We start from the raw sequence: 22789 nt of genomic DNA, 5'->3' as shown, positions 1-22789 counted from the left end.
CGCCGGCTGATCGGCCGGCGGTGGCGGTCTGGCTCGATGACCACGGCTACCCCAGGTTGTCGCGGTCGCTGGCGCGGGGCGTCGGGCGTCAATCGCTGGCGGTCGCGCTGTCGCGTGACAATCGGACGGCGTGGCAGCGTCGCGGCTGGCCGGCGCCTACGCACTTGAGCTGGCATCGGGTGTGCCTGCCGGACGTGACAGCATGTTGTGAGTTAAACCGGCGGTATTTTGAAGGCTTTTGGAATCGCGTGCGCCTGGGGGTTTGGCGATGTCCGCTCTGTGGCCTGTACCACGTTGCTGCTGATCGAGTAACGGGCCGCAATTGTCGCACTCGTGAAATGCGAAATGCATCATAGTGGCGAAAACTAGGAGGTGCGGCGTGGAACAGGACGAAAAGCGAACGGCGTATCACGAGGCCGGGCACGCTGTCGTGGCGTGGCTGCTCGGGCTAGCGTGTCGGCATGTCACGATTGAGCCCGAGGGCGACTCGCTCGGGCACGTTTTGCATAAGAAAACCCATGATCCCAAGCGACGCGAACGGCTGGCGAGCGAACTTAAGCCGAAAGCGCGCGACCGGGCGTATGTGGAATCGCTGGCGCTGTGTTCTCTGGCTGGTGCGGCCGGCGCCGGATTGTGCATCGGGGAGGACTTTGACGAATGCGGCGCCGATGCCGACTATGGCAACGCATGCGAGTGCCTAAGCTATCTGACCTACATGCAGGGGCGCGCGTCACGCGACACGATGGAACTCGACGCCTACTTAGCCTATCTGAAATACCGCGCGCGGAACATGATCCAACACAACCACTACGCCGTTCGAAAACTCGCGGAGGCATTGCTCGTGCGACGCAAAATCGCATTCGGGGAAGCGAAGCGGATCATGATTGCGAGCTTTGATGAGTGGCTGGCCGAATCGAAGACGAAGCAGGCGAACGCTGGAGGGTAACGTCGTGGCGAAGCTAATCAAGGTTGCGGGGCGCGACGATTGGCACGGCTCGATTGCCTTGGGGCCATACGCGCACAAGCGGGCCAGGTTCTGTGCGGACCGCTCGGTATCCGCGCGGTGGCACGCCATGCTGCAACAGGCGGTGGACCGCAAGGCGGCCGGTGATCCTATCACGCCGGACATGGAGCGGACGCTCCCCCGGCGCCTGTTGGAATCGTTCGGGCTCGTGGACAAGTTGACGAACAAGCGGCGCGGGACGTTCGCTGAAAACGTCGCGGACTACGTTGCGGAGCTGCGGTTGGGCGGACGTGACCCGGCCTACATTGCACACGTGAATGCGGCGTTGACTGCGATTGGCTCCGCGTGTGGCTGGCGCCGGCTGCCGGACGTGGGCCGCGAGGCGATGATCCAGTATCTTGAATCGCGCCGGGCTGCCGGTGCGTCGCCCAGGACGATCAAAAACGACCGGGCGACGGCCGTTGCGTTTTGTCTGTGGGCCGTGGGCGCCGGCCGGCTGGACCGAAACCCCCTCGCCTCGCTGCCGACGATTGACGACCGGGGCTGCCGGCGGCGCCAGCGGCGGGCGCTTGCTCCAGACGAAGTGCTCCGGCTACTGGCCGTGGCCGGTCCGCGTGAGTTGCTCTATCGCGTGGCGCTCGGGACCGGGCTGCGCCTGGGCGAACTCGGCAAGCTCCAATGGCAGGACGTGCGGCTAGACGATGACCGTCCGCGCCTGGAGCTGCGGCCGGAAGCCACGAAAAGCCGGCGGGCTGACACGATCCCCCTACCCCCGGGGCTTGCGTTGCGCCTGCGCGAATCTAGGCCGGCTGGCGTTGATCCTGGCGCCCCTGTGTTCGTCACGATCCCCAGGTGTGAAACCTTTTGGGCCGATTGCGAGCGGGCGGGAATCGAGTGCCGCGTTGGCGACGTGCTGACAGTCGGCTTTCACAGCTTGCGTGTGACGTTCTGCTCCGAGCTGGAACGGGCCGGCGTATCGCCTCGCACGATCATGCAATTGATGCGGCACACGGACTACAAGCTCACGGCCGGCACGTACACTGACCCGCGTGTACTGGACACAGCGGGCGCCGTCGGGCGACTGCCGGAGTACAGACAGGCGGCGCCGGACGCAATACGTCACCCAATGATCGGCACGGAAGGGCGCCAGATGGCATAGGCTGGCAAAGGTGCAATGATGAAAAACACCTATAAAACAAGGCAAAAACGGCATTCTGCGAGCGCTGAGGCGGTTTCGTGCGATAGCTTCGAGTCCTACTCGGGGAGTCGATTTATGCACAACCCCGCTGGAAGTCCCGGCGGGGTTTCATTTTGCGCCAGCCCAAGCAGGTCGGTCTCGATCACGATTTCCTTCTTCCGAGCGTCCGCCACGATCCGGCGGCAGAAGGCGAACAGGGCCGTCCGCTGGGTCTCTACGTCCTGGCTCTCCAGGAAGCCCGCCAGGTCGTTGACCCGCTCCAGCAACCTGGCCGCGATGGCGTCGGCGTCCAGGTCACAGCCGACGACGCGGATGATTTCTTCCCGGCGGGTGGCCAGGATGAGTAGCTCGTCGTCGATCTCGGCGAGCTTCCGGGCCACGACGGGGTCATGCCGGTCAAGGAGGCCCTCGGCGATGCTGTCGATGAGCCGCCGCTTCCTCTGCTCGGCCTGGGCGATGTCGCGGTCGATCATGCGGGTGTCGAGCACCTCGCTCCGGAGCAACTGCCCAAGGCGGCCCACCAGGTATGCCCGTAGCGCTGCCCGAAACTCCTCCGTCGAGACCCGCCGCTGAATCTCACCGAATATGAACTTTTTCAGCTTCTCGACGTTCACGCACCACGCATCGCAGCGTGCCGCAGGCGGTGAGGCGTGAAGTCCACGCCGCAAGTCGCGGCGTATCGCTCACAGATTGCCCGCACGCCGTCGTCGGTCAGCGGGCCTCGCTCGCCAATGAACACGCGGGTTGCGGCCGTCGGTGGCCGGACCTCCAGGTATGCAGTCAGCAGCCGACGGGCCTCGCGGCAGAGCGGAACGACCCGCTGCTTGTTCCCTTTCCCGTGCCGGCAGATGACGCTGCCCGAACGGGGGTTGATCACGACATCCTGAAGGTCCAGGCCGACTACGTCGGACACGCGGAGACCACCAAGGGCCATCAGCGCGATGATCGCTCCCGCCCGCACGTCCTGCCGGATCTCAATCTCCCGCATGATCCGCCGGATCTGGGCCGCAGTCAGACCTTTCGGTGCCAGAGGCACGCGGCGAAGCTCTTTCACCGCTATCGCGGGGTTTGTCGGAAGCTCGCCGCTCTGCACAAGATGCCCAAGAAACCGCCGCAGCGAAACCAGTGCCCGGTTGACGCTCGCCACGGCCTGACGACGGACGCCGACCAGGTGGTCGCGGAATGCGGTCAGGTCGGCCACGGTGATCCTCGTGACGTTGAATGGCTCGTTGTTGGCCGCGACGAACCACGCCGCGAACTTCCGCAGGTCCGCCCGGATCGCCTTTTGAGTGTGTGGGCTGAAATCCCGGCTGGTCAGGTATTGCTCAACGGTGCTGGGCAGGATCATCTGGACCCCTCAGAAAACATTATCTGGCGAATGTTCAACGCCTTCTCCACAGAAATCAGACACACAGTAGACAGTTCCTCGGTCTTACTCGCGGGATAATGGCTGTTATCCCGCCACATTATCTGGAGAATTCTGGCGCTTCAGGCAGCGGTAAACGGCGGTCAGCAGCGCTGCTGGCTCGACGCCGTCGTGGCCAATCGGACAGGCCTCCGTCAACGCGGCCCGCAGCCGAGCGTCGGGGACATCGCGTAGCCCAAGCTGCCCGAGCCCGTCGCGCAGGTGGTCCAGCAAGTCGGTCGATAGCGCAGCGGCAGACGCCGGCTGCTTCGCTGAACGTGATCTCTTCGGGGCCGGCGGTGGTTTCGGTGCCACGGCGTAGAAGAGGACGCTCTTGCCGTTGGCCCCCCGATTCGTCCGCCGAATCTCGCGGCATTGCGCCTGCTGATCCCGCGAGTAGAACGGTCGTCGTGTCGTCGGATTCCGGGACGGCGTGGGAAAAACGCCCTGACCGACAAGTTGGTAGAACCGGGCACGCGACAGCCCGAGCGTCCACGCCATCTCGCTGACCGTCACGATTTCTTTAGGTGGTGAAGCGTCGTTCAACGGCATTTCATTCCTCTCGTGCGTCCGATTGATAACCCTCGGCGCTGCGGGCCAAGTGGTGCAACCCCTTGGGCGTGATCGCTCGTCCCGTCGGCAGCCGTTCGCAGAGGCCGGTGCGGATCAGGAACGGCTCCAGCACCGTTTGTATCGTCCGGCGGTGCAGCCCGAGGGCGGATTCGGCCGTGATCAGCCGCACGGGCTCGCCATGTTTCTCCGCCAACAGCGCAAGATAGCGCCGTTCATCGCGGCCGAGCCCCAACTCGTCGATCTGTTCCAGCGCCACGGTCGCGTTGAAATGCTCCGCCCCGACGGACTGGTCGTTCCGGCTGCGGGCATAACGGTGGCAAGCTTCGAGCAGGCGGATGGCGAGTCGTGGCGTGCCCTTGGCCCGGCTGGCGATCATGTCGGGGACACCGTCGGCGATCTCAACGCTCATCATGTGCGCCCGCTGCCGCACGATGGTGGCAAGGTCATCGGGCTGATACCAGCGGAATGGAATCGTCAGCTTGCAGCGATCCCGCAGCGGTTGCAGCAGGCAGTATTCGTCGGTGGTCGCCAGGACGAGCGTGAAGTCCGCCAGCGGCAGCTTCAGCGAGTTCCGCTGCTGGTTGTGAAGGAAGACCGAGCGATCCTCCATCGCCCGATACAGCACGGTCTGGCACTGCCGGGGAAGCTCGTGCGCTTCATCCACAAAGACGACATCCTTATCTTCCGCCTCCATCAGCACGCCGTTGACCATCGCGGGCACTTCAAGCGTCTGTCCCAGCCGCTCGTGAACGACGACACCCATCTCACGGGCAGCGAGGTTGGCCAGCGTCGTTTTGCCGACACCCGGTGGACCGGTGAGCAGCATGTGCGGCAAGCGCGTGCCGTCGTTCCACGCGGCCTCCAGCGCGGTCCGCAGTAGAGCAACAGCTTCAGGTTGTCCCTGGAAATGATCGACCGTCGGCGGCATCAGCATCGGGCAGTTCTCCGTCGTCGCCTCATCTACATCACATACGTAGAGTGTTCGCGCGGTTTGGTCGTCGCGCAAGTCGAATCCGATGTTTCCCGCGATTTTCTCATCATCGCAGTGCGCCACGCTTTGCCCGGTTTTTCAAGGGCAGAATCGGCGTAGCTCAAGGCCCCTCACGCGCACTGATGTCAGGTGGAGCATGCGCCGGCCAGGTGCTCGACGAGGCGCATCGCACGGGATAGGGCCGGGGCCGCGTCCGCGGCCCGATCCCCCTCGCAGAAGGCCCGCCAGAGCAACACACGAGCCCCGTGTTCAACGCGGATGCCTGCGGGGGACATCCGGGACCAAGTATCGCAGCCGGATGCCCCTGAGCGACACGATGCTCAGTCGCTCTCGTCGCCCTCAACGCAGACGTAGGTGTCGCGTGTGGGGTCGCTCTCGTCCAGTATGACCTTCCCCTGGGCTACTTCATTGTGCAGTTTCGCTGCGTCGTCGGCATCGTCCAGGATCGACGCCACCGCCAGTCGGATTCGCTCGCACACTTCGGAGTAGGTCAGTTTCTCGCCAGCTTTCATCTTCATCTCCACGCATAGATAGGAACGCCGTCCTGCTCACCGACCACAAGTCGGCGGGAGTCAGACACGGAAACAGGGCGGCCGTAGAAGTAGGTCCAACCCCGCAAGGTTCCACCGTCGTCCAGGCGGATCTCAACCTTCTGTCGCTGGTAGAAGCAAGCTCGCGCGTCGGGCCGGTGTCCCTCGACCTGGTCGGTGATCAGCAGCCCGTCGGGGTTGATGTCGAGCACAACGCCGCGAACGATCCCGTCGCCGGGCACGAGCGCCGGGAACGCCCCCATGGGCAAACTCATGCAGCAGGGTGATCACGCTCAGTCGCCCCCGCAGGACAATTCGGTGCCGCGACGGGTCGTAGGAACTCGCCCCACTGCTGGAGCCGTCCAGGCGGTCGATGAGTAGCTCGGGCGCGGCGACCTGATACGCCTCGGCCAGACCGACAACCAACTCCTGGAACTTGGCCTTGCGCTGGTCGTTATCGCCACGCCACGGATGCGATGCACGAAATTCCCGCATTGCTCGCAGAGCGGCGGGCCTGAAGGTCATCCGATCATCCAGAATTTCCACGACGGTTGCCGGGTATCCGTCCATCCGCACGGCTGCTCTCCTTTTCGGTGCCACGATTTTCGTCATGCCGCCTCGCCCTTGGCCTTCGGTTCCGGCGGCCGGTTGAAGTGCTGCCAGCGCCGCAGCAGAAAACGTCCGGCCTGCCGCAGCGGCTTATCGATCCGCTTGTAAATCCGGCTGTTCGGTTTCAAGCCAGTCGCGATCAGCAACGCATTCAGCCCAGCCTGCGTGTTGGGCACCGGCTCGGGGCGGTAGTGGCAAGATCGGGCGACGGCATGCTCAACCCAACGCTGCGTGGCGAGAATCCAAGCGCCGATCTTCGTCCAATCGGTGCTGCCGCCGTGAACGCGAAACTCGACTGTCATTCGGTCGCGGTTGGTCAGGTTCGTCAGGTTCAGGCCCATGTAGCGGTCGCAGCGGGCCAGCTTCGCGGTCAAATTTGGATACGTTCGAACGTGGTCGAACATCGTCGCATCGGCTTGCGTTGGTTTCCGACAGTATTGGTTGTTCTGTCGGCTCGGGGCGACGAGGCCGTAAATCACAGGATGGAAACGCCACCACAAGTGCGCGAGGTTGCGGATGACTTCGGGGCGCTCAACCGCCTCGGGCAGGTGGTGGTGGACGTGCAACCCGGTGACCGAGCCGAACGAGAGCGCATCCTCCGTCGCATCGCTGCGCCGCCACCCAAGCCCAAGCACCGCTGGCTCGCGGCGCTTGTCGTCGTTCTCCTGTCGCTGGGCGTTGTTGCGGGCACGGCGGTCTGGCGCTGGGCGTCCGCGACGGCGGCGAAGCCCGCTGCGGTGCCGACCACGCAAGTAAGCCCCGCAACTTCACAGGGCGGAGGCTGAGAGACCGAGACGTTGGGCGGCGCATAACCCGGCCATGACAGGCACGTGTTCAATCACGCCCCCATCTCCTCCAGTTTCTTTCCTGCCGCAATGGCTGCCGCGCTCGGCTCCATTGGCATCGCAGCCGGCTCGTTAATCCGCACCAGAAACCGCCGGATCGCTTCGCGGCTCGTGAACCGCTGGCCGCCGACTTTTATGGATTCGAGTCGAACTCCGCCTTTCAGGCCGCCGATTGCCCATCGCCATATTGTCGCGATGTGCGGCGGGTGCGACGGGTTGATGATTGCGGGGGCTTCTGTGAGCAAGAAAAGCTGTTCGGTGGCGGGGTCGATCATGTCTCTCCTTCCTGGCGATTGATAATTCCAGCAAAGCGGCCGCTCGGTGGGGCTCCCATTGGCCCCATGCCGACGCACAGAACACGTCCAAACTGGAGAACCGATCATGCCAAAGTGGAGCAAGAACGAACAGGACAAGGTGCATGCGGGCAGGGGCATCCTGCGGAAGCTCAAACGCATCTGGCATTTTCACTTCCGCGACGAACGGGGCGTGTGGCGCAGTCTCTCAACCCGGCACCGCGACAAGAAGGGTGCGCTTCTTTGGGCGGAGGGCATGTCGCTCAAGCTGACGCGGGCCGAGTTCGGCCTACCCGAGCCACCGGCTCTTCGGGCCGATGATCGCGTCGAGTCGGCGCTCGACGGCTGGCTCGAATACCAGCGCGTCCAGAACACGCCAAACACGTATTCGAGCTACCGCAGCATCGTCGCCGGCTTCCGCAAGTTCCTGTCCACCAAGCGATCCATCACGCGGCTGCCCAGCATCACGACCGAGACCGTGCTCGACTTCCGACAGTGGTCGCTCGACCAGGGCAACGACCGGGTGACGGTGGACAACAAGCTCATTGCGCTGCGCAGCTTCTTCAACTGGTGCAAGGCGACGGGCCGGCTCCACGTCAACCCAGCATCGCAGCAACGCTACGGAGTGCGCCTGCTTTTTGACGAGGAATCGCCGCGTAAGGTGACTTATACCGAAGCCGAGTATCGACGGATCAGGGACGCCGCCGAACCGGGCGACCGCTCCGTTTTCGTGATGCTCGCCAGCACGGGCATGCGCTGCTCCGAACTCGGCATGCTGGAGTGGAGCGATCTCGACCGCGACCTGAACATCTTGCAGGTCCGTCGAAAAATCACGGCCGACGGCGTCTACTTTTTACCCAAGGACAAGACTGACCGCGTCATTCCGGTCAGCCCGCTGGTTTGGCAGGCGCTCGACGAGTTGGGGACCGAAAGTCAAGGCGGCTACGTGGTCCCGCTGCCGCCGGTCGGTTCACGCGCCGACTACTTCGAGCGGACCTACCTGGGCCGGTTGAAGGCGCTCGCCACCGCGACGGGGATCGAGGAGAGCAAGCTGACGCTGCACAACTTCCGCCGGTTCTTTGTCAGCCATTGCGCGGAAGTCGGCATCCCGATGGCGACCGTGATGGAGTGGGTCGGGCACGACGAGATGGCGATGGTCATGCACTACTACCGCCTGCGGAACGAGTTCGCACAGAAGGCGATGCGGCGGTTTGTGGCCGGGCTCAGTCCAGCGGCGCTACCCGAACGCGATGGCTCCTGCGCCGTGGCCGCGCCCAGCGTTTGACGCTCCAGAAATTCATTTGAAACCTGCCATCATGAGCCCGAGCTATCGGGCGTCCCGCTATATCGGACCCGCGTGGGTCCGAGCGCGTTCGCCTCCCACGGCGAGCGGCGACGCCCGGCCGTGCTTACTGAAGGAGCAGAACCGTGCCACAGCGAGACCAGTTCGTGGTCAACATTGACGACGACGCCCGTTCGTTCGCGAAGCTGATTTCCACCCTGCGCCGAGCCGGGGTCGCGGTCGAAGCCGCAGCGTTCGCAACCGATGGCGGGGCTCAAGTCGCCCGGATGATCGTCATGCCGCTCGGGCTGACCAAGAAGGCGCTGCGCAAGGCGGATTTCCAGTTTTCGACGGAGAAGGTGCTGGCGCTGCACATCGGATCGGATCTGAACGGGCTGAGCCGGCTCACCGGCGTGCTGGCGGGTCAGGCGATCCCGGTGGAATACAGCTACACGGGCAACGGCGATCTGGTCGTGCTGGGAACGAGCGACGTGAAGCGGGCCTCGGCGATTGCACTCAAAGTGGCGAGCCCGTGCAGCCGTGAAGCGCATCCGACGACCGAGCAATCGAGGCGGGACCGGCCATGACAATTTCGATGTGTCCGTTTTGCCCAAAACCCGGAGATTTACCACGCTCCTGGTAGTTGTTGCGGAGTGCAAACATGAATGACAATCCTGTGGCGTATGTAACAAAGAGCATCCTGACCAAGATCCGGTCGCTGGAGACCGACACGTTCCACTTCAACCAGTTCCTAACGGACGACTACATCGCCGGACTCGATCCGACCGTCAAACTGCCGGTCGTGGAGGCACACGCTCACAAGCAGGAATCTGGCCCCTACGCGAACGTCATGCGGTGCATCGTGATCCTGCCCGTCCACGGCAAGCGAACGCGAGAACTGGCCGAGTTGGGCGAGGGCCTCATCGACATGCCGCTCGAAGTCTACTTGGCGCTGCCCACCGCGTAACGTCCAACCACCCACAGACCAGCCCATACGGGCCGAGGGCTGTCCCGATGCCAAAGTGCAAGGTCGTCATTGTGAAAGCGTCGAGAGCTAACTGCCTTCGATGTTGGAAGGGGCTCCGTGATTCCACGGGCCGGATCGGAATCGTCCGTGGACCTGAGGACGATGTGCTGACGTTCCACTGGTTCGCTACAGACGGCCAGCACGTTTACTGCGTCACCGTCCTTGCTGAAGTTTTCGTGCTCCTCCTGCCCAAGCGTGAACGATCCGGCGCGATAGCCATGCTAAAGGCGAGGCGGGTCCGAGTAGACGACACGCTGCTGGATGCAGTCCTTCCCACGCAGAAGCAGGCACCGGACAGGGCGATCACGAGAGTGTCTGCGACCCGCGCGAATTGCCTGGCTCACTGGCTGCGGATCAAAAACGGTGGAGTGCCCGTCAAACTCCAGCGCGGGGTAGAGGACGACGCCATCGGGTTCGGTCAACTGGATCGGGAGGGAGCGCTGGCGGGACACGTCCGCGTCCTGGTGGAGGACTTCATCCGACTGCTCCCGGACACGGAGCGTGAAGACGCCATCGACTTCTTCAGGCGGCGCGGAGCCAGATTCGATGCCGAGTCAGCCCGCATCGGCATTGACGCCCGACCGCGTCGAGTTGGCCGATAAGACGGCTACGCGGCCTTCCAGACCAGGACGGGGGCAAGCACGGCCACGATTTCGATGGGCGCGTTGACCGGCGGCTCGGTCGCGGGGAGGTTGAAATTGCACGCATCGCCGTCGGCGTCGATGGGCGCTACGACCGGCGACGCGGCCTCGGGGAGATACGAGGGTCCGTCTCAAGCCGAGGCGGACCGGTTTGTTTACAGGGGGCGAGCGGCGGGCCGACCAGCCGCTGGCGGCTATATCCCGTTGCTGGAAAAGAGTTACGGCGATTCTGGTGGGTCGGACCCGCGCTCTCGGTTTTGATGATACGACGCCGGGGCCGGCGCCGAACGGGCCGTCTTCGGCCCGGATCAGGGACCAACTCTCAGACTCTCACCCCGCCGCGGCTCTCGTGGTTAACTCACGCGTTCGGAGCGCTGATCGCTCGCGGGGATTTCGATACCGAGCCCGCCGTTCGCCGGGATGCCCTCCAAGCGCGTCACTGGTTCATGTCAGTCCCAACGTCCCGACGGCTGCGACGACTGCGCGCTAGTCCGACGCACGGAACCGCAAGCAGGATCGTGGCCACAACCGGACACAGGCCGCCAGGTTGGCCTTGCCCGGACTGGCCATTGTCGCATACGCCGCCTTCGTCGATCTCACCGTCGCAGTCGTCATCAATCTCGTTGCAGAGCTCAGTCGCCGCCGGGTTGACGTCCGCGTCGCTGTCGTCGCAATCGTCGTCGGTCAACACATAGCCTACCGGCTGCTGAACCGCCTGCGTCGTCACGCTCGGGTTCCCGTACCCGTCGCCGTCGGCGTCGCGGTACCAAGTGCGCGGCTGGTCGCAGGCGCCACCCTCATCGACCTGGCCATCGCAGTCATTGTCCCGGCCATCGCAGACTTCAGTCGCGCCATGATGGATCCTCGGATCTGAATCGTTGCAGTCGGTGGGGTCGGGATCGCCGTCACCGTCCGAATCGGGCTCGTCGCACACGCCGCCCTCGTCGACTTGGCCGTCGCAGTCGTTGTCGACACCGTCGCAGACCTCGGTTGCGCCGTGATGGATGGCCGGATCGGACGCGTTGCAGTCGGTCATGTCGGACTCGCCGTCGCCGTCGGAATCAGGTTGATCACAGACGCCGTCCTCATCGACCTGGCCATTGCAGTCATTGTCCCGGCCGTCGCAGACCTCAGTCGCGCCATGATGGATCCTCGGGTCTGAATCGTTGCAGTCGGTGTCGTCGGGATCGCCGTCACCGTCCGAATCGGGCTCGTCGCACACGCCGCCCTCGTCAATCTGGCCGTCGCAGTCGTTGTCGACCCCGTCGCAGACCTCAGTGGCGGCGTGGTGGATGCTCCCATCTGAATCGTCACAGTCGGTGTCGTCGGGATCGCCGTCGCCGTCGGAATCAGGTTGATCGCAGACGCCGCCCTCATCGATCTGGCCATCGCAGTCGTTGTCGACCCCGTCGCAGACTTCCGCGGCGCCCGGATGGCACGTCGCACAGCCGTCGTCACAATCGTCGTCGTTGGCTACGTAATCGGCCGGCTGGTCGCACTGATCGACGTACTGTGCAGCGTCGCCGTACCCGTCGCCGTCCGCGTCGCGATACCACCGGAGAGCGACCTCCACGGTCAGCGTTGCCGCCGCGCTGGTGTCCGAGCCACACGCGTTGCTGACGAAGCAATCGTACAATCCAGCCTGCGTGGCAACGTAGCACGACGACGTGGCGTCGGGGATGTCCAAGCTGTTCCGGCGCCACTGATAGCCCAGTGGGGCTGTCCCGCCGGCGCTCACGCAGAACTCGTGCGACTGCCCTTGACAGATCGTCGCCGAATCCGGCCCATGTGTGACCGAGGGCGGCATGTTGATCGTCAGCGTTGCTGCCGCGCTGGTGTCCGACCCGCAGGCATTGCTTACGACGCAATCGTACGACCCTGCCTCCGTGGCGACGTAGCACGACGATGTGGCGTCGGGGATGTCCGAGCCGCTCCGGCGCCACTGGTAGCTCAGTGGGACCGTCCCGCCGGCGCTGACGCAGAATTCGTGCGACTCGCCCGCGCAGATCGTTTCAGAGTCTGGATCATCCATGATCGACGGCGGGGTGTTGACCGCAAGCGCCGCGGCATCGCTTACGGCCGCCCCGCAGTCATCCGTCACAAGACAGGTGATTTGAGCGCCGTCGTCCGACGGCTGCACGTTCTCGAGCCCCAGCGCAGGGGTGTTGCCGCCGACAGGCTCGCCATCTTTGTGCCACTGATACGCCAACGGACCACAGCCCGCTCCTTGGACAATGAACGTGGCACTGTCACCGGCGCAAACCGCTGCGTCGTCCGGTTGGTCCTCAATGCTCGGGACGGCGCCGCACACGGTGAGGGTCGCGGCATTGCTGATCACCATGCCACACTCGTTGGCTATCACGACGTCATAGACTCCGGTGTCACCCGGCCCTACGGGGTTGATGGTATACGTTGCTCCCGTACCGCCGGCAATCGGCTGACCGTACTTCCGCCACTGATAGCTCAGCGGCACGGTACCGCCCGCCGCGACGCTGAACGTGACTGCGCCTCCTTCGCAGGCGACCTGAGATAGGGGCTGCTGCGAGATGGCCGGCCGCGCTTCGACCGTCAACGTCGCCGACCCGCTGAGAAGTGAGCCACAACCGTTGCCGACAACACAGCGGTATTCACCAGCCTGGGCGGTCGTGTAGCAAGGATCCGTCGCACCGGGTATATCGGCACCGTCTCGCTGCCATTGAAACTCCAGGGGTGGCGTCCCGGCCGCCTCAACGCAGAATTCCGCTGCTCCACCTTCACATGTGGTCTGGTCGCTGGGGTTAGCAACGATCTCGACTTCTCCAGGCAGGACCGTGCCCGTCACCGGATAGTTGAAGGGGTTGTGGTCAGGAACATTTGTCGCAAAGCTGATTTCACCGACCCACGTGCCGGCGATTCCGGCGTCGAGCCGCGCGGTGAATACACCGCACTGGCCCGCACCTATGGTCACCGGGAACTCGCCAGCAAGACTGTAGCCCGTAGCAAGATCGATGGGGCCGAGCGTCAAAGGCATGCCTCCGGTGTTGCAGACCGTAAACGCTCGAGTTGTACCGGCCAGACATTGTTCCACGATGCCGAAATCGACCGGAACGCCTTGTCCATCAGCAATCTCGGTCTCGCCAAGCCAGACGACGATGCCGGCAGGTGGGACCCGCTCGACCACCAACGACTCCGTGTCGATGTTGCCCGCCAGATCAGTTAGCTCCAACTGAATCGTATGCAATCCAAGCGACAGCGTTACATCGACCTCGAATTGCCCATCCTGCGCAATCGATGTCGTTTCCCAGCCCCCTCCATCTATGCGCCACCTCAGGCTCCCCGGGAACAGACCTGTCTCATCGATCGCATACCCAGTCACAGCAATGCTGCCCGCGTCCGTGATCGTCCCCGGAGCCGGGCTCGAGACACTCAGCTCGGGCTCCGTTCCGTCAAATGGCGCGAAAACCCGTATCGGGCCCGCGAATTGTCCGGTGGTGACAAGCACCAGTCGGTCTGACAACCAAGCGAGGTCATCCGTGTCCGTGTCGTCGCCAGTGGGTCCGTTGCACCTAATCACCTCCACACCCGTCAGTGTGTCGAAGACTGACACCGGGCGATAGTTTGGATGAACCGCTAAGTACTGCCCATCATGCGACCAGGCCAGCGAACCGGCATATTGCACCTCCAGTATGAGATTCGTTACAGGAACGCCTTCAGTGCCACCATCGCGGTTGTAAATACGAACAAGTCCTTCACCGTTCGCCACCGCAACCAACGCCGAATCGCGTGACCAAGCGACTCCGCCAGGACTCACCCCGCTCGCAATCTCGATCGACGCCACCACGGTTCCGCTGTCCGAGCAGGTCGGGGCGGTTCGGATCTTCAGCATCGCCTTGGATGGTGAAAACCCCCGATCGCGATACGCGTAGGCGATCCGGGTGCGATCCGGCGACCACGCCACCGCCTGCTTGTCCTGTGAGTCCTCCGGCAGATTCTCAATCAACCGGCAGGGCCCGCAACCCGAATAGAGCTCAAGCCGTCGAGGCGCATCGGTCGCGTCGTTTACGACGACCCAGGTCGTCCCGTCGGGATGATAGTCCGCGTCGATCTCGGGTTTGTAACTTGGGTGATCCTCAATACATACATCGTAGCACCCATCTGTGCTAAAGCCCACACCGATGAACTCGAGCTATCGTGTGCGAATCGAATACGGCATCCGGGAGAGGCCGAAAGTGTGGGTCGAGGAGCCAAAACTCCGGCGTCGAAAACCGGAAGAGCGCATCCCGCACACGTTCGCAGACGATTGTCCGTGCCTCTTTCACAGCGATTTCCGATCCGACTTGCCACTTGCGACCACGATCGTGCCGTGGCTTTGTTACTGGCTCTTCTTCTACGAGAGTTGGCTGGTAGTTATCCAGGAAAAAGCGATCGGGCCCCCGGATGGACCACATACTGGATGTACTGCGGCAGCGGCGTTTGTCCAATGCCGTCCACGACTGGGTAAAAGGCCGCATCGCGCGACCCCAACCCTTGCGATCTGGTTTGCCAGTAACCGGCGCTGGCGAGGATCGACGCTGGCGGCTATGGATCAGGCGGAACTCAGGGGACCAGCCCGCATCGCGCGAATGCGCGGACGGTGGAACCACGCTGGCGCAAAAAGCCGGGCCGCCGCAGCGGCCCGGTGCGTCTGTCCCTCGTTTCCGTGACGCCGCTTGCCTAGCGGCGACGGAGCAGCACTCCCAGGGCCAGCAACGCCAGCGCGGCCGGCTCGGGCGTGAGCGACATTGAATCGTAATAGACCACTTCAGCGCCGTTCGCGTACAGATCGACCGCCGCGATGGCATTCGCGCCGGTACCGTCCTGCCACGCATGGGTGGACACGAGCGTGGCGCCGTACCACGTCACAACGGTGTTGGCATCGAGGTCGATGTCGAACTGGAGCTTCACCCACTCGTCCCTGAGCAGCGGGATGTTCTCCGTTCCGCCGGCCATATCATCGTTCAGCAGGTTGGTGTCCAAGTCCATGGGGAGCTGAACGCTCCAGTTGTACGGCCCGAGGTCGTTGTAGGTGTTCAGCAGGATGAAGTACGTGAGGCCGGTGCTGGCGCTCGGGATATACGTCCACGCCGTGTAGGTCCATTGTCCCGACGTGTAGCCGGAATACTGGTGGACCGAATCGGCGCCGCCGAAGATGGCCTGCGATTGAGTGGGGCTCAGCGCCTGATCACCGGAAACGACGCCTGCCGCGGCGGCCGAGTTGTCCCAGCCCTGCCACCCGCCCTGCCCGTTGATGGAGCCGGGCGCGTAGGCATCAAAGTCGTCCAACCAGTTCGCCGAGGCGGCTGCGGCTGCGAGAGTGAGCACAGCCAGCACTGTCAAAACTTGTCTCATACCAGTCCTCCTGTCCGGGGCCGATGCCCAGACGAGAAATGTGACGCAGGGAGTGTGAGTTTCCTTCCGCCTGCCTGCACACAACCGACATGACCGGCCCGACTCCTCCGCCGGGCCACGCATTGTCATTATACAGCCACAGCCGACTTGCGCATACATTGTTCCGATTATTGTGCGGGCCCCGCGGCTGCAGGGGCGGGTTCGGCCGGTCCCGCGGGCCAGCGTCCGAGAATCTTCCGCTGATCTGGGCCGGCGCGCAGGTGCAACTCACGGCAGCCCCCAACTCAGAACACACGCGTGGAGCAGGGCGCCGCGTCTTCCAGTGGCGGGTCGCGATCTCGTGATGAGCAGCCAAGAAGACGCCGCGGCCGCGGAAAATGACCGATAATAACCAGCATCAGCCTGCCGAAGCACCACGCAAACCGACGACCGTTTACCGCCGCGCCGCGGTGGCGCTGGGTTGCGGCTGCCGCGCCACGCACTGCAGCAGCCACGCCATGTTCTCGCCGAGGACCCGCATCGTCCGCAGCCCTTCCTCGTCCCGCGTGACGTCGCCTTTCTCCCGTCCTACCCCCACGTTCCAGTGACAGGAGCCGGGCACGATCATCTGGTTCGTCAGGAAGAAGTGGTTGATCGCGTCGAACGCGTGGATTTCCCCGTCGCGGCGGGCGGCGATCACCGCGGCCGCGATCTTGCCCCTGAACAGGCCATCGTTCGCCCGGGCCACGGCACCGGCGCGGGCGATCAGCGCCTTTGTCTCCGCGGTGAGGTTGGCGAAGTGGGACGGCGAGCCGAGCAGGATGCCGTTCGCGGCGACCATCTTGGCGATGAAGACATTGGCCACATCGTCATCGTTGACGCAGCGACCGTCTCGCGTACGCGTACAGGTGTGGCATGCCCGGCAAGGCTGGATATCGCTGCCGCCGAGCTGAAGCACCTCAGTCTGAATACCGTGGGCCCGGATCGGCGCGAGGACGTGCTCGAGGAGGATGCTCGTGTTGCCCCCCGCGCGAGCGCTACCATTAAAGGCGACTACGTGCATGACAATCGCTCTGCTGCTGTGCTGCCGCGCGGCACCATGGCATCCTACCCCGCAGCCGACGCCGCCCGCAACCACGATGCGCGTGGCGACCGGGCGCATGTCGCAGCAGCCTGTGCGGCTGGAGAGCCCAGCGCCGCCACGATGGTCGGGTGGCACCACCCCACCGTGCGGCGGATTTCAGCACGGGGCTCCCGCGTGCTGCCCGCAGCCGCCCGCGGTAGACTGCGGCTGAGCCGGTCGCTGGTCGCGGATGTGGCCGCATGGTCGAGCGCTGGATCGTCTTCGGAACACTCGTCGCCGCCCTGGCGCTGTTCGTCCGCGGCACGTGGCGGTACGACCTCGTGGCCCTACTCGCACTGCTAAGTTTGTGCCTGGCGGGAATAGTGCCGCCGGCAGCCGCATTCCTGGGTTTTGGGCATCCCGCCGTGGTCACCGTGGCGGCCGTGCTGATCATCTCTGCGGCCCTGCGCAGCTCCGGCGTAGTTGATGTGCTGATTCGCGGGTTGGAACGCGTGGGCGAGTCGCGCAGCATCCAGGTCGGGGCGCTGGCCCTGCTGGTGGCTTTGTGCTCCGGGTTTATGAACAACGTGGGCGCGCTGGCCATTCTCATGCCGGCCGCCATCCAGCTCGCGCGCGGGTCACGGCGTTCGCCTTCGTACCTGCTGATGCCACTGGCGTTCGGCTCGCTGCTCGGGGGCTTGACCACGCTGATCGGCACGCCGTCCAACGTCATCATCGCCACCATTCGCGCCGACGTGTGCGGTGCGCCGTTCGCCATGTTCGACTTCGCGTACGTCGGCGTCGGGGTCGCGCTGGCCGGCATTCTATTCATCAGCCTCGGCGGATGGCGCCTGATCCCCGACCGCCCGGGCGACAGATCCGCCGAAGAGTTGTTCGAAATCGACAAGTACACGTCTGAACTGCGGGTGACGAAGGACTCGAAGGCCGGCGGGATGACGATCCGGCAGATCGCGCAGGAGGTCGATGCGGAGGCGTCGATCGTCGGGCTGGCGCGTGGCAAACGGCGTGTCGCGATGCCCGCCCTGTACGAGACCCTCGCCGCCGATGACGTGCTGCTGGTGGAGGGCGACGCCGAGTCCATCAAGACGCTGGCCGATGCGCTCGGACTGGAGCTCGTCGGCGACAAGGAGCTGCGACAGGAGCTGCTGAAATCGGAGGCGATCGAGGTGTCCGAGGCGATCGTAACGCCCAATTCCTACATTGAGCGGCGCACCGTCGCGCAGCTCAACCTGCGGCGGCGTTTCGGCGTGAATCTGCTGGGTGTGGCACGGCATGGCCGGCGGCTGCGGCAGCGGCTGCGCGATGTCCGCCTGCGGGTCGGTGATATCCTGCTCTTGCAGGGCGACGGTCAGGCGCTGCAGGAAGCGGTCAGCACGCTCGGCTGCCTCCCGCTCGCACGCCGTGGACTGCGCCTGGGTCAGCCGCGGCGGGTGCTGATCGCGCTTGGGCTGTTTGTCGCGGCGCTGGCTGCGATGGCACTCGGCTGGCTCCCGGTGCAGATCGCCCTGTCCAGTTGCGCGGCTGCCATGGTACTGACGAAGCTCCTGACGTTGCGCGAGGCCTATGCAGCCATCGACTGGCCGATCATCGTGCTGCTGGCGGCCATGATCCCGGTGGGCGAGGCCCTGGAGTCCACCGGCGGGGCACAGGTGATCGCCACGGGCCTGCTCACGCTGTCGCGGGACCTCCCGGCGGCGGCAACCATCGCGATGCTGCTCATCGGGACGACGCTGCTCTCCAACGCGATCAACAATGCCGCCGCAGCCGTCCTGATGGCGCCGCTCGCCATCCGCATCGCCGAGGGCCTGTCAATCACGGCCGACCCCCTGCTGATGGCCGTGGCGTTGGGGGCCTCCTCCGCGTACCTCACGCCGATCGGCCATCAATCGAACACCCTCGTGCTCGGGCCGGGCGGGTATCGCTTCAGCGACTATGTCCGGCTCGGTCTGCCGGTGACGCTGATCACCTGGGGCGTGGGTCTGCCCCTGATTCTGCTGTTTTGGCAGCCTCTTCCGGCGACGGCTTAACCTCCTCCTGCAGCGGGTGCTCCGCGGCGCCGGTCTGTCGTTCCAGCGCGGCCGCCAGGAGCTTCTTGGTGTACGCGTAACGCTGCCAGCCGCGGGCTGCCACCAGCACGCCGGCGAGAATGAACAGGGCTCCGACCACTTGGATCCAGGTTGCGGTAAAGAACTTCATGCCGCTGCCGCCGACGACGGCGAGCGCGAGGGCCGTCCGGCCATACGCGAGCAGTGTGCGTTCGTTAGCGAGCATGGTCCGATCGATAGCGAGATAGTCGTTGAGCGTCAACTTCTGCCCGCGAAACTCACTGTACGGTGCGCGTCGCATGCTCGCACTCCTTGCGGCCCACGGCGCGCCCCGTCACACGTGGGCCGGTCCTGGTCCTCCGCGCGCGACTGGCGGCCACGGGAGCCAGGTGGCATGAACCCGGCGCTGGGTCGCGGACCGCAGGATCGCGCGTATTCTGCTGGTGCACCACGCAGGCAACAAGTGGAGAGTCCCGCAGTCCGCGTCCGCCGCCCGCGCGAGCCAATCACGCCAGGTGCGCGTCCTTACGGGCACCGTTCACGGGGCAGAATGATCAAACCCGCCGCACGGACAAAGCGCCGCGCGCAAAACGAGCGGGGTCTCGCAATTCGCCAAGACCCCGCTCGCGAAAAGCCCATTCAAACGCTGCGCCGGCTCCAGGCGTCAGGCACGTAATCGACGCCAGCGCACCCGGCGGTACAGCGCTCGCTGGCAGCCCGTCGTCGACCCGCGCCGTTCAGCTAGCGGCGGCGCAGCACAACCAGCGCCAAGGCCAGCGCGGCCAGCGAGGCCGGCTCCGGCGTGATCGTCAGGTTCGAGAACGCCAGATAATCCACGGCCGGGTTGCCGCCCCAGTTCGTCGAGCGAACCATGAGCTTGCTGACCTGGGTGCCGTCGAAGGCGGGCGATGCGGTCTGTAGCCAGAGATCCAGGTCGCGCAGCTCGTACCGCCAATAGTCCCCGGTCCAGTGTCCCTGGCCGTTGTCCGGGTGCCCGCTCCACTCGAGATTGAGCTCGGTGCCGTCGGCATCGAAGACGAGCAGCCAAATCTGGGCATCGGCATAATTCCCGTCGTCTCGGTGGTAACGGCTGTGCAGCAGCAGATCGATGTCGCCGCCGGTCACGTCCACCGGGGCAAACGTCAGCTCGAAGACCGGCCAACCCCAGCCCGCGAAGTACTTCTTGCCGACTTCCTGGTTGAGGATATCGTCCATCCCGAACGTCAGGCCGGTCAAACCCGGCGTCGACGAGTTGATGTCGATATCGAGCAACGCCTGGGCACTGAGCAGCGGCGCGACTGCCAGAACCGCCAACAAACCCAATAACTTCATGACGCTTCCTCCTCGCAAAGTGAAATGATTCCACAATACCAGACGCGCGAGACTTGTCCTTCCCGCCTCCTCGAGACGACACGATTGACGTGCGCGGCTGGGCACGCACGAGCCGGGACGCTCAGTCGCCCCAGCGGCGATTCAAGGTGACTGCATCCTTCCCCGCGAGGCAGCCCCTGCCGCAGCCAGCCGCGGCGCACTCCATCCTAAGTGCGCATGCTACCGCGTCGCGCGCGGCGAGGGCAAGCCAGATTCCCGGTCCTGGCGTTGTTTTCAGTGGAAGCCCACCGGCCACGCTGCTGCGCCGATCACCGGGCTGGCTCACCGAGCCGCGCAAAGCTTGGCCCAGCAACAGGTATGTCTGATAATAGTCGACTTGGCTACCCGTCGCCGCTGCTTGGGGGCTGCGCAGCGGCGCTGTCAGCCAAGACAATCGGTCCCGCAGCGGCAGCGTCCGCCCCAGGTGGAGCTCCGTCGCGGGCTACGCGGCGGAGCCGGCCCGCTGTACGATCAGGCGCTCCCTCTGCCGCCGGTCGAATGTCGGGCTGGGGCCGACATGCCCACCGGCGCGAGCCGGCGCGAAAGGCTGGAGCCATCGTTATCTCGGAGGCGGCCCATGGCCAGATTCGTCGCCCCACTCATCATGTGCGCCCACGTGCTGGCGGCCGCGTCGGCCGATGTGCCACTCGGGGCGCCCATCGAGAATCCGCGCGGTCAGTACCTCGTCTGGGGGGACTACAAGATCGAGGTCAACCAGTACGGCGACCTCGGCCGTAACTGGCCGACGCCGAATCTGGTGTGGGAGCAGTACGCGCTGTTGAAAAAGAAGGCCGCGGCGAATCCCGCACCGCCGAACACGCTCCGGGCCGTTCTGCTCGTGTTGCCGCGCGTGGAGGCGACCGCGGTGAAACCGGACGGCGAGCGCGAGGTTGTGATCGGGCACCGCTCGGCAGAGATGACCGCGGCCGAGATCAAGTCGACGCTCGAGCAATGGCGGCAGTTCGAGGACATGGTGTACGTGTACTCGGGGGGCAACGCCTGGCTGCGCACCGATGTCAAGATCATCGACCAGCCGATCCAGGTGCGGACCGACGAGAACTGGGAATTCTGGGCCGGGCAGCACCGCGAGTTGCTGGACAAGTACGTGCCGTTCGAGCGCGGCGACTACCAGAGCTACAACTCGATCTACTGCTCGAAGGAGCTGGGGGCCAATCCGCACGGCGGGACGGTCGGCGCCGTGGGCGGCATCAAGGGCTGTGGCACGTCGGACACGGCGTACTTCGGCGAGGGCCGCGTGGCCAACCGCACCGGTTACGTGGCCCTGCACGAATGGCTGAACCAGCAGTGCTCCGCCACGAGCAATATGATGCCATACCCGGACGGCGAAACGCTCTGGAACAACTACGTGCTCGAGAGGATCGGTTACCGCGAGGATGTCGCGCTGGACGACTGGCCGTGGCTCTCGCTTCGGCGGGATACGATGACGCAGATCATCCGGCCGGGCATGTGGCGGCGCTGGACCGCGATCGACCCGTACGTCTCGACGGCCATCGGGCAGTGGATCATGTTTGGACCGACCGCACCGGATCGAGCGCGCGAACTGACGACCGCCGCCGATGCCGATGGCGTGTTGGTCGCGATGCCCATGGAGAAGTACACACAGTTCAATCTCGCCACGGCGCAAACGCCGGATGGGCAACACGCGGAGATCGCGAATGGGACGTACTATTTCCGCACTTACGCGGCGTCGGAGCAGCGCCAGGAGGTGCGGCTCTGGGCGGCCGGCGACGAACGATTTCAGCTCTGGCTCAACGGCGTGCAGATCCGCGACGGCTGGGGCTGGAACTATGCGGATGATGATGGCCGCCTGATCGAGAAGGTCACGTACGCGACGCTGGAGCAGGGTGTGAATACGCTCGTGCTGGTGTTGCCGAATGACGGCCCGGCGGTCGAATTCCGCGTGCGGTTCTGCGACACGGACGCCTCGGGCCGGCTGCCGGCGGGGATCACGACGTTTCCGCAGCGCGGCGAGCGCACACCGGTCGCGCTCGCCACCCCGGCGGTGCACGATTTCAGGCAGCCGCGCTTCCATGCCTGGGCGGATGTGAACGACATGCCGTGGACGAAGCTGCCGCGGCTCGGCGAAGCGGAATTGCGTGCACTGACCGGCATCGATGGGCTGCGGATTCGCACCAACGGCGCGCCGCGACGCGGCGCCGACGGCGAGGAATACGAACCGCCGCAGCATCTTTTCCTGGAGGTGCCGGCCGACGCCGTGACTTCGCCGCGGATCGATGCGCCGGCCGAGGATAATGCGGCGCTCAACAATGATCTCGACTACAACTGGAAGTCCATGGCCTGGCTGCGGGTACCTGGTCGCACCGGGCCGGAAAAGGACCTGGTGCTTTTGCGGTTCGACGTGGCCGAGCCGCTGATGCACCTGTTGAAAACAAGGGGGCGGCCGGCACACGAGAGCCTGGTCGGCTGGGTGCTGGTCGAGCACAAGCTGGCCTATGCGGTGCTCGTGAACCTGGACGTGGAGCCGGCGCCGCGAACTGGGCTGGAATTGCTGGCGAAACAACCCTCATAACACGCCGGCAGTGAACGGCGATAGGGAGCATGTG

General features: G+C 64.7%; 21 protein-coding genes. 8 read left to right on the top strand and 13 right to left on the bottom strand.

From position 1 onward, the window contains the following. The first annotated feature begins 379 nt into the window (after window positions 1–379). Both KA383_12635 and KA383_12630 read left to right on the top strand, forming a co-directional pair. Window positions 380–946 carry a hypothetical protein gene (locus tag KA383_12635; GenBank protein MBP7746968.1) on the top strand — a complete coding sequence of 189 codons (567 nt, stop codon included), beginning with the start codon at window positions 380–382 and terminating at the stop codon, window positions 944–946. Window positions 947–950: 4 nt separating this feature from the next. After that, complete coding sequence (locus tag KA383_12630; protein MBP7746967.1) at window positions 951–2123, top strand: tyrosine-type recombinase/integrase; 1173 nt, start codon at window positions 951–953, stop codon at window positions 2121–2123. Window positions 2124–2218: 95 nt separating this feature from the next. On the opposite strand, the gene KA383_12625 is transcribed toward KA383_12630, so the two are convergent. From KA383_12625 to KA383_12590, 8 genes are all read right to left on the bottom strand, one after another. Beyond that, window positions 2219–2776 carry a hypothetical protein gene (locus tag KA383_12625; protein ID MBP7746966.1) on the bottom strand — a complete coding sequence of 186 codons (558 nt, stop codon included), beginning with the start codon at window positions 2774–2776 and terminating at the stop codon, window positions 2219–2221. After that, window positions 2773–3510 (bottom strand): tyrosine-type recombinase/integrase, encoded by a 738-nt coding sequence (locus tag KA383_12620; protein MBP7746965.1) that lies wholly within the window; start codon window positions 3508–3510, stop codon window positions 2773–2775. The genes KA383_12625 and KA383_12620 overlap by 4 nt, the downstream gene beginning before the upstream one ends. 105 nt (window positions 3511–3615) lie before the next feature. Beyond that, window positions 3616–4119 (bottom strand): hypothetical protein, encoded by a 504-nt coding sequence (locus tag KA383_12615; GenBank protein ID MBP7746964.1) that lies wholly within the window; start codon window positions 4117–4119, stop codon window positions 3616–3618. A 1-nt stretch (window position 4120) separates the two neighbouring features. Beyond that, window positions 4121–5074 (bottom strand): AAA family ATPase, encoded by a 954-nt coding sequence (locus KA383_12610; protein ID MBP7746963.1) that lies wholly within the window; start codon window positions 5072–5074, stop codon window positions 4121–4123. Between the two features lie 377 nt (window positions 5075–5451). Next, a complete protein-coding gene (locus tag KA383_12605; GenBank protein ID MBP7746962.1) occupies window positions 5452–5643 on the bottom strand; it encodes a hypothetical protein in 192 nt (63 codons plus the stop codon). A 2-nt stretch (window positions 5644–5645) separates the two neighbouring features. Then, complete coding sequence (locus tag KA383_12600; GenBank protein MBP7746961.1) at window positions 5646–5936, bottom strand: gamma-glutamylcyclotransferase; 291 nt, start codon at window positions 5934–5936, stop codon at window positions 5646–5648. Window positions 5937–6269: 333 nt separating this feature from the next. After that, window positions 6270–6905, bottom strand: a complete 636-nt coding sequence (locus KA383_12595; GenBank protein ID MBP7746960.1) for an amidoligase family protein — start codon at window positions 6903–6905, stop codon at window positions 6270–6272. A gap of 203 nt (window positions 6906–7108) precedes the next feature. Next, complete coding sequence (locus KA383_12590; protein ID MBP7746959.1) at window positions 7109–7390, bottom strand: DUF1580 domain-containing protein; 282 nt, start codon at window positions 7388–7390, stop codon at window positions 7109–7111. A 106-nt stretch (window positions 7391–7496) separates the two neighbouring features. On the opposite strand from KA383_12590, the gene KA383_12585 reads away from it, so the two are divergent. The 4 genes from KA383_12585 (at window position 7497) to KA383_12570 (ending at window position 10319) form a co-directional block, all read left to right on the top strand. Next, window positions 7497–8693, top strand: coding sequence for a site-specific integrase (locus KA383_12585; GenBank protein ID MBP7746958.1), 1197 nt, complete (start codon window positions 7497–7499; stop codon window positions 8691–8693). A gap of 164 nt (window positions 8694–8857) precedes the next feature. Then, window positions 8858–9277, top strand: coding sequence for a hypothetical protein (locus KA383_12580; protein ID MBP7746957.1), 420 nt, complete (start codon window positions 8858–8860; stop codon window positions 9275–9277). Window positions 9278–9351: 74 nt separating this feature from the next. After that, entirely contained in the window at window positions 9352–9657 is a 306-nt protein-coding gene (locus tag KA383_12575) for a hypothetical protein (protein MBP7746956.1), read from the top strand. Window positions 9658–9704: 47 nt separating this feature from the next. Beyond that, window positions 9705–10319, top strand: coding sequence for a hypothetical protein (locus KA383_12570; GenBank protein ID MBP7746955.1), 615 nt, complete (start codon window positions 9705–9707; stop codon window positions 10317–10319). Window positions 10320–10794: 475 nt separating this feature from the next. On the opposite strand, the gene KA383_12565 is transcribed toward KA383_12570, so the two are convergent. The 3 genes from KA383_12565 to KA383_12555 all read right to left on the bottom strand — a co-directional run bounded on the left by KA383_12565 (window position 10795) and on the right by KA383_12555 (window position 16767). Continuing rightward, window positions 10795–14508 carry a hypothetical protein gene (locus KA383_12565; GenBank protein MBP7746954.1) on the bottom strand — a complete coding sequence of 1238 codons (3714 nt, stop codon included), beginning with the start codon at window positions 14506–14508 and terminating at the stop codon, window positions 10795–10797. 542 nt (window positions 14509–15050) lie between these two features. Beyond that, window positions 15051–15725: a hypothetical protein gene (locus tag KA383_12560; GenBank protein ID MBP7746953.1), complete on the bottom strand. Its 675-nt coding sequence runs from the start codon at window positions 15723–15725 to the stop codon at window positions 15051–15053. A 433-nt stretch (window positions 15726–16158) separates the two neighbouring features. Beyond that, entirely contained in the window at window positions 16159–16767 is a 609-nt protein-coding gene (locus KA383_12555) for a flavodoxin family protein (protein MBP7746952.1), read from the bottom strand. A gap of 260 nt (window positions 16768–17027) precedes the next feature. Here KA383_12555 and KA383_12550 point away from each other — a divergent pair, with 260 nt between their 5' ends. Then, window positions 17028–18815 carry an SLC13 family permease gene (locus KA383_12550; GenBank protein ID MBP7746951.1) on the top strand — a complete coding sequence of 596 codons (1788 nt, stop codon included), beginning with the start codon at window positions 17028–17030 and terminating at the stop codon, window positions 18813–18815. On the opposite strand, the gene KA383_12545 is transcribed toward KA383_12550, so the two are convergent. Both KA383_12545 and KA383_12540 read right to left on the bottom strand, forming a co-directional pair. Further along, entirely contained in the window at window positions 18751–19134 is a 384-nt protein-coding gene (locus KA383_12545; protein MBP7746950.1) for a DUF202 domain-containing protein, read from the bottom strand. The two genes, KA383_12550 and KA383_12545, sit on opposite strands and share 65 nt — an antisense overlap. Before the next feature lie 440 nt (window positions 19135–19574). Then, a complete protein-coding gene (locus KA383_12540) occupies window positions 19575–20165 on the bottom strand; it encodes a hypothetical protein (GenBank protein MBP7746949.1) in 591 nt (196 codons plus the stop codon). A gap of 616 nt (window positions 20166–20781) precedes the next feature. Here KA383_12540 and KA383_12535 point away from each other — a divergent pair. Further along, window positions 20782–22755: a hypothetical protein gene (locus tag KA383_12535; protein ID MBP7746948.1), complete on the top strand. Its 1974-nt coding sequence runs from the start codon at window positions 20782–20784 to the stop codon at window positions 22753–22755. Window positions 22756–22789: the final 34 nt, after the last annotated feature.

Source organism: Phycisphaerae bacterium, from assembly GCA_017999985.1.
Classification (GTDB): domain Bacteria; phylum Planctomycetota; class Phycisphaerae; order UBA1845; family Fen-1342; genus JAGNKU01.
This window is presented reverse-complemented; position numbering and strand designations above follow the sequence as displayed.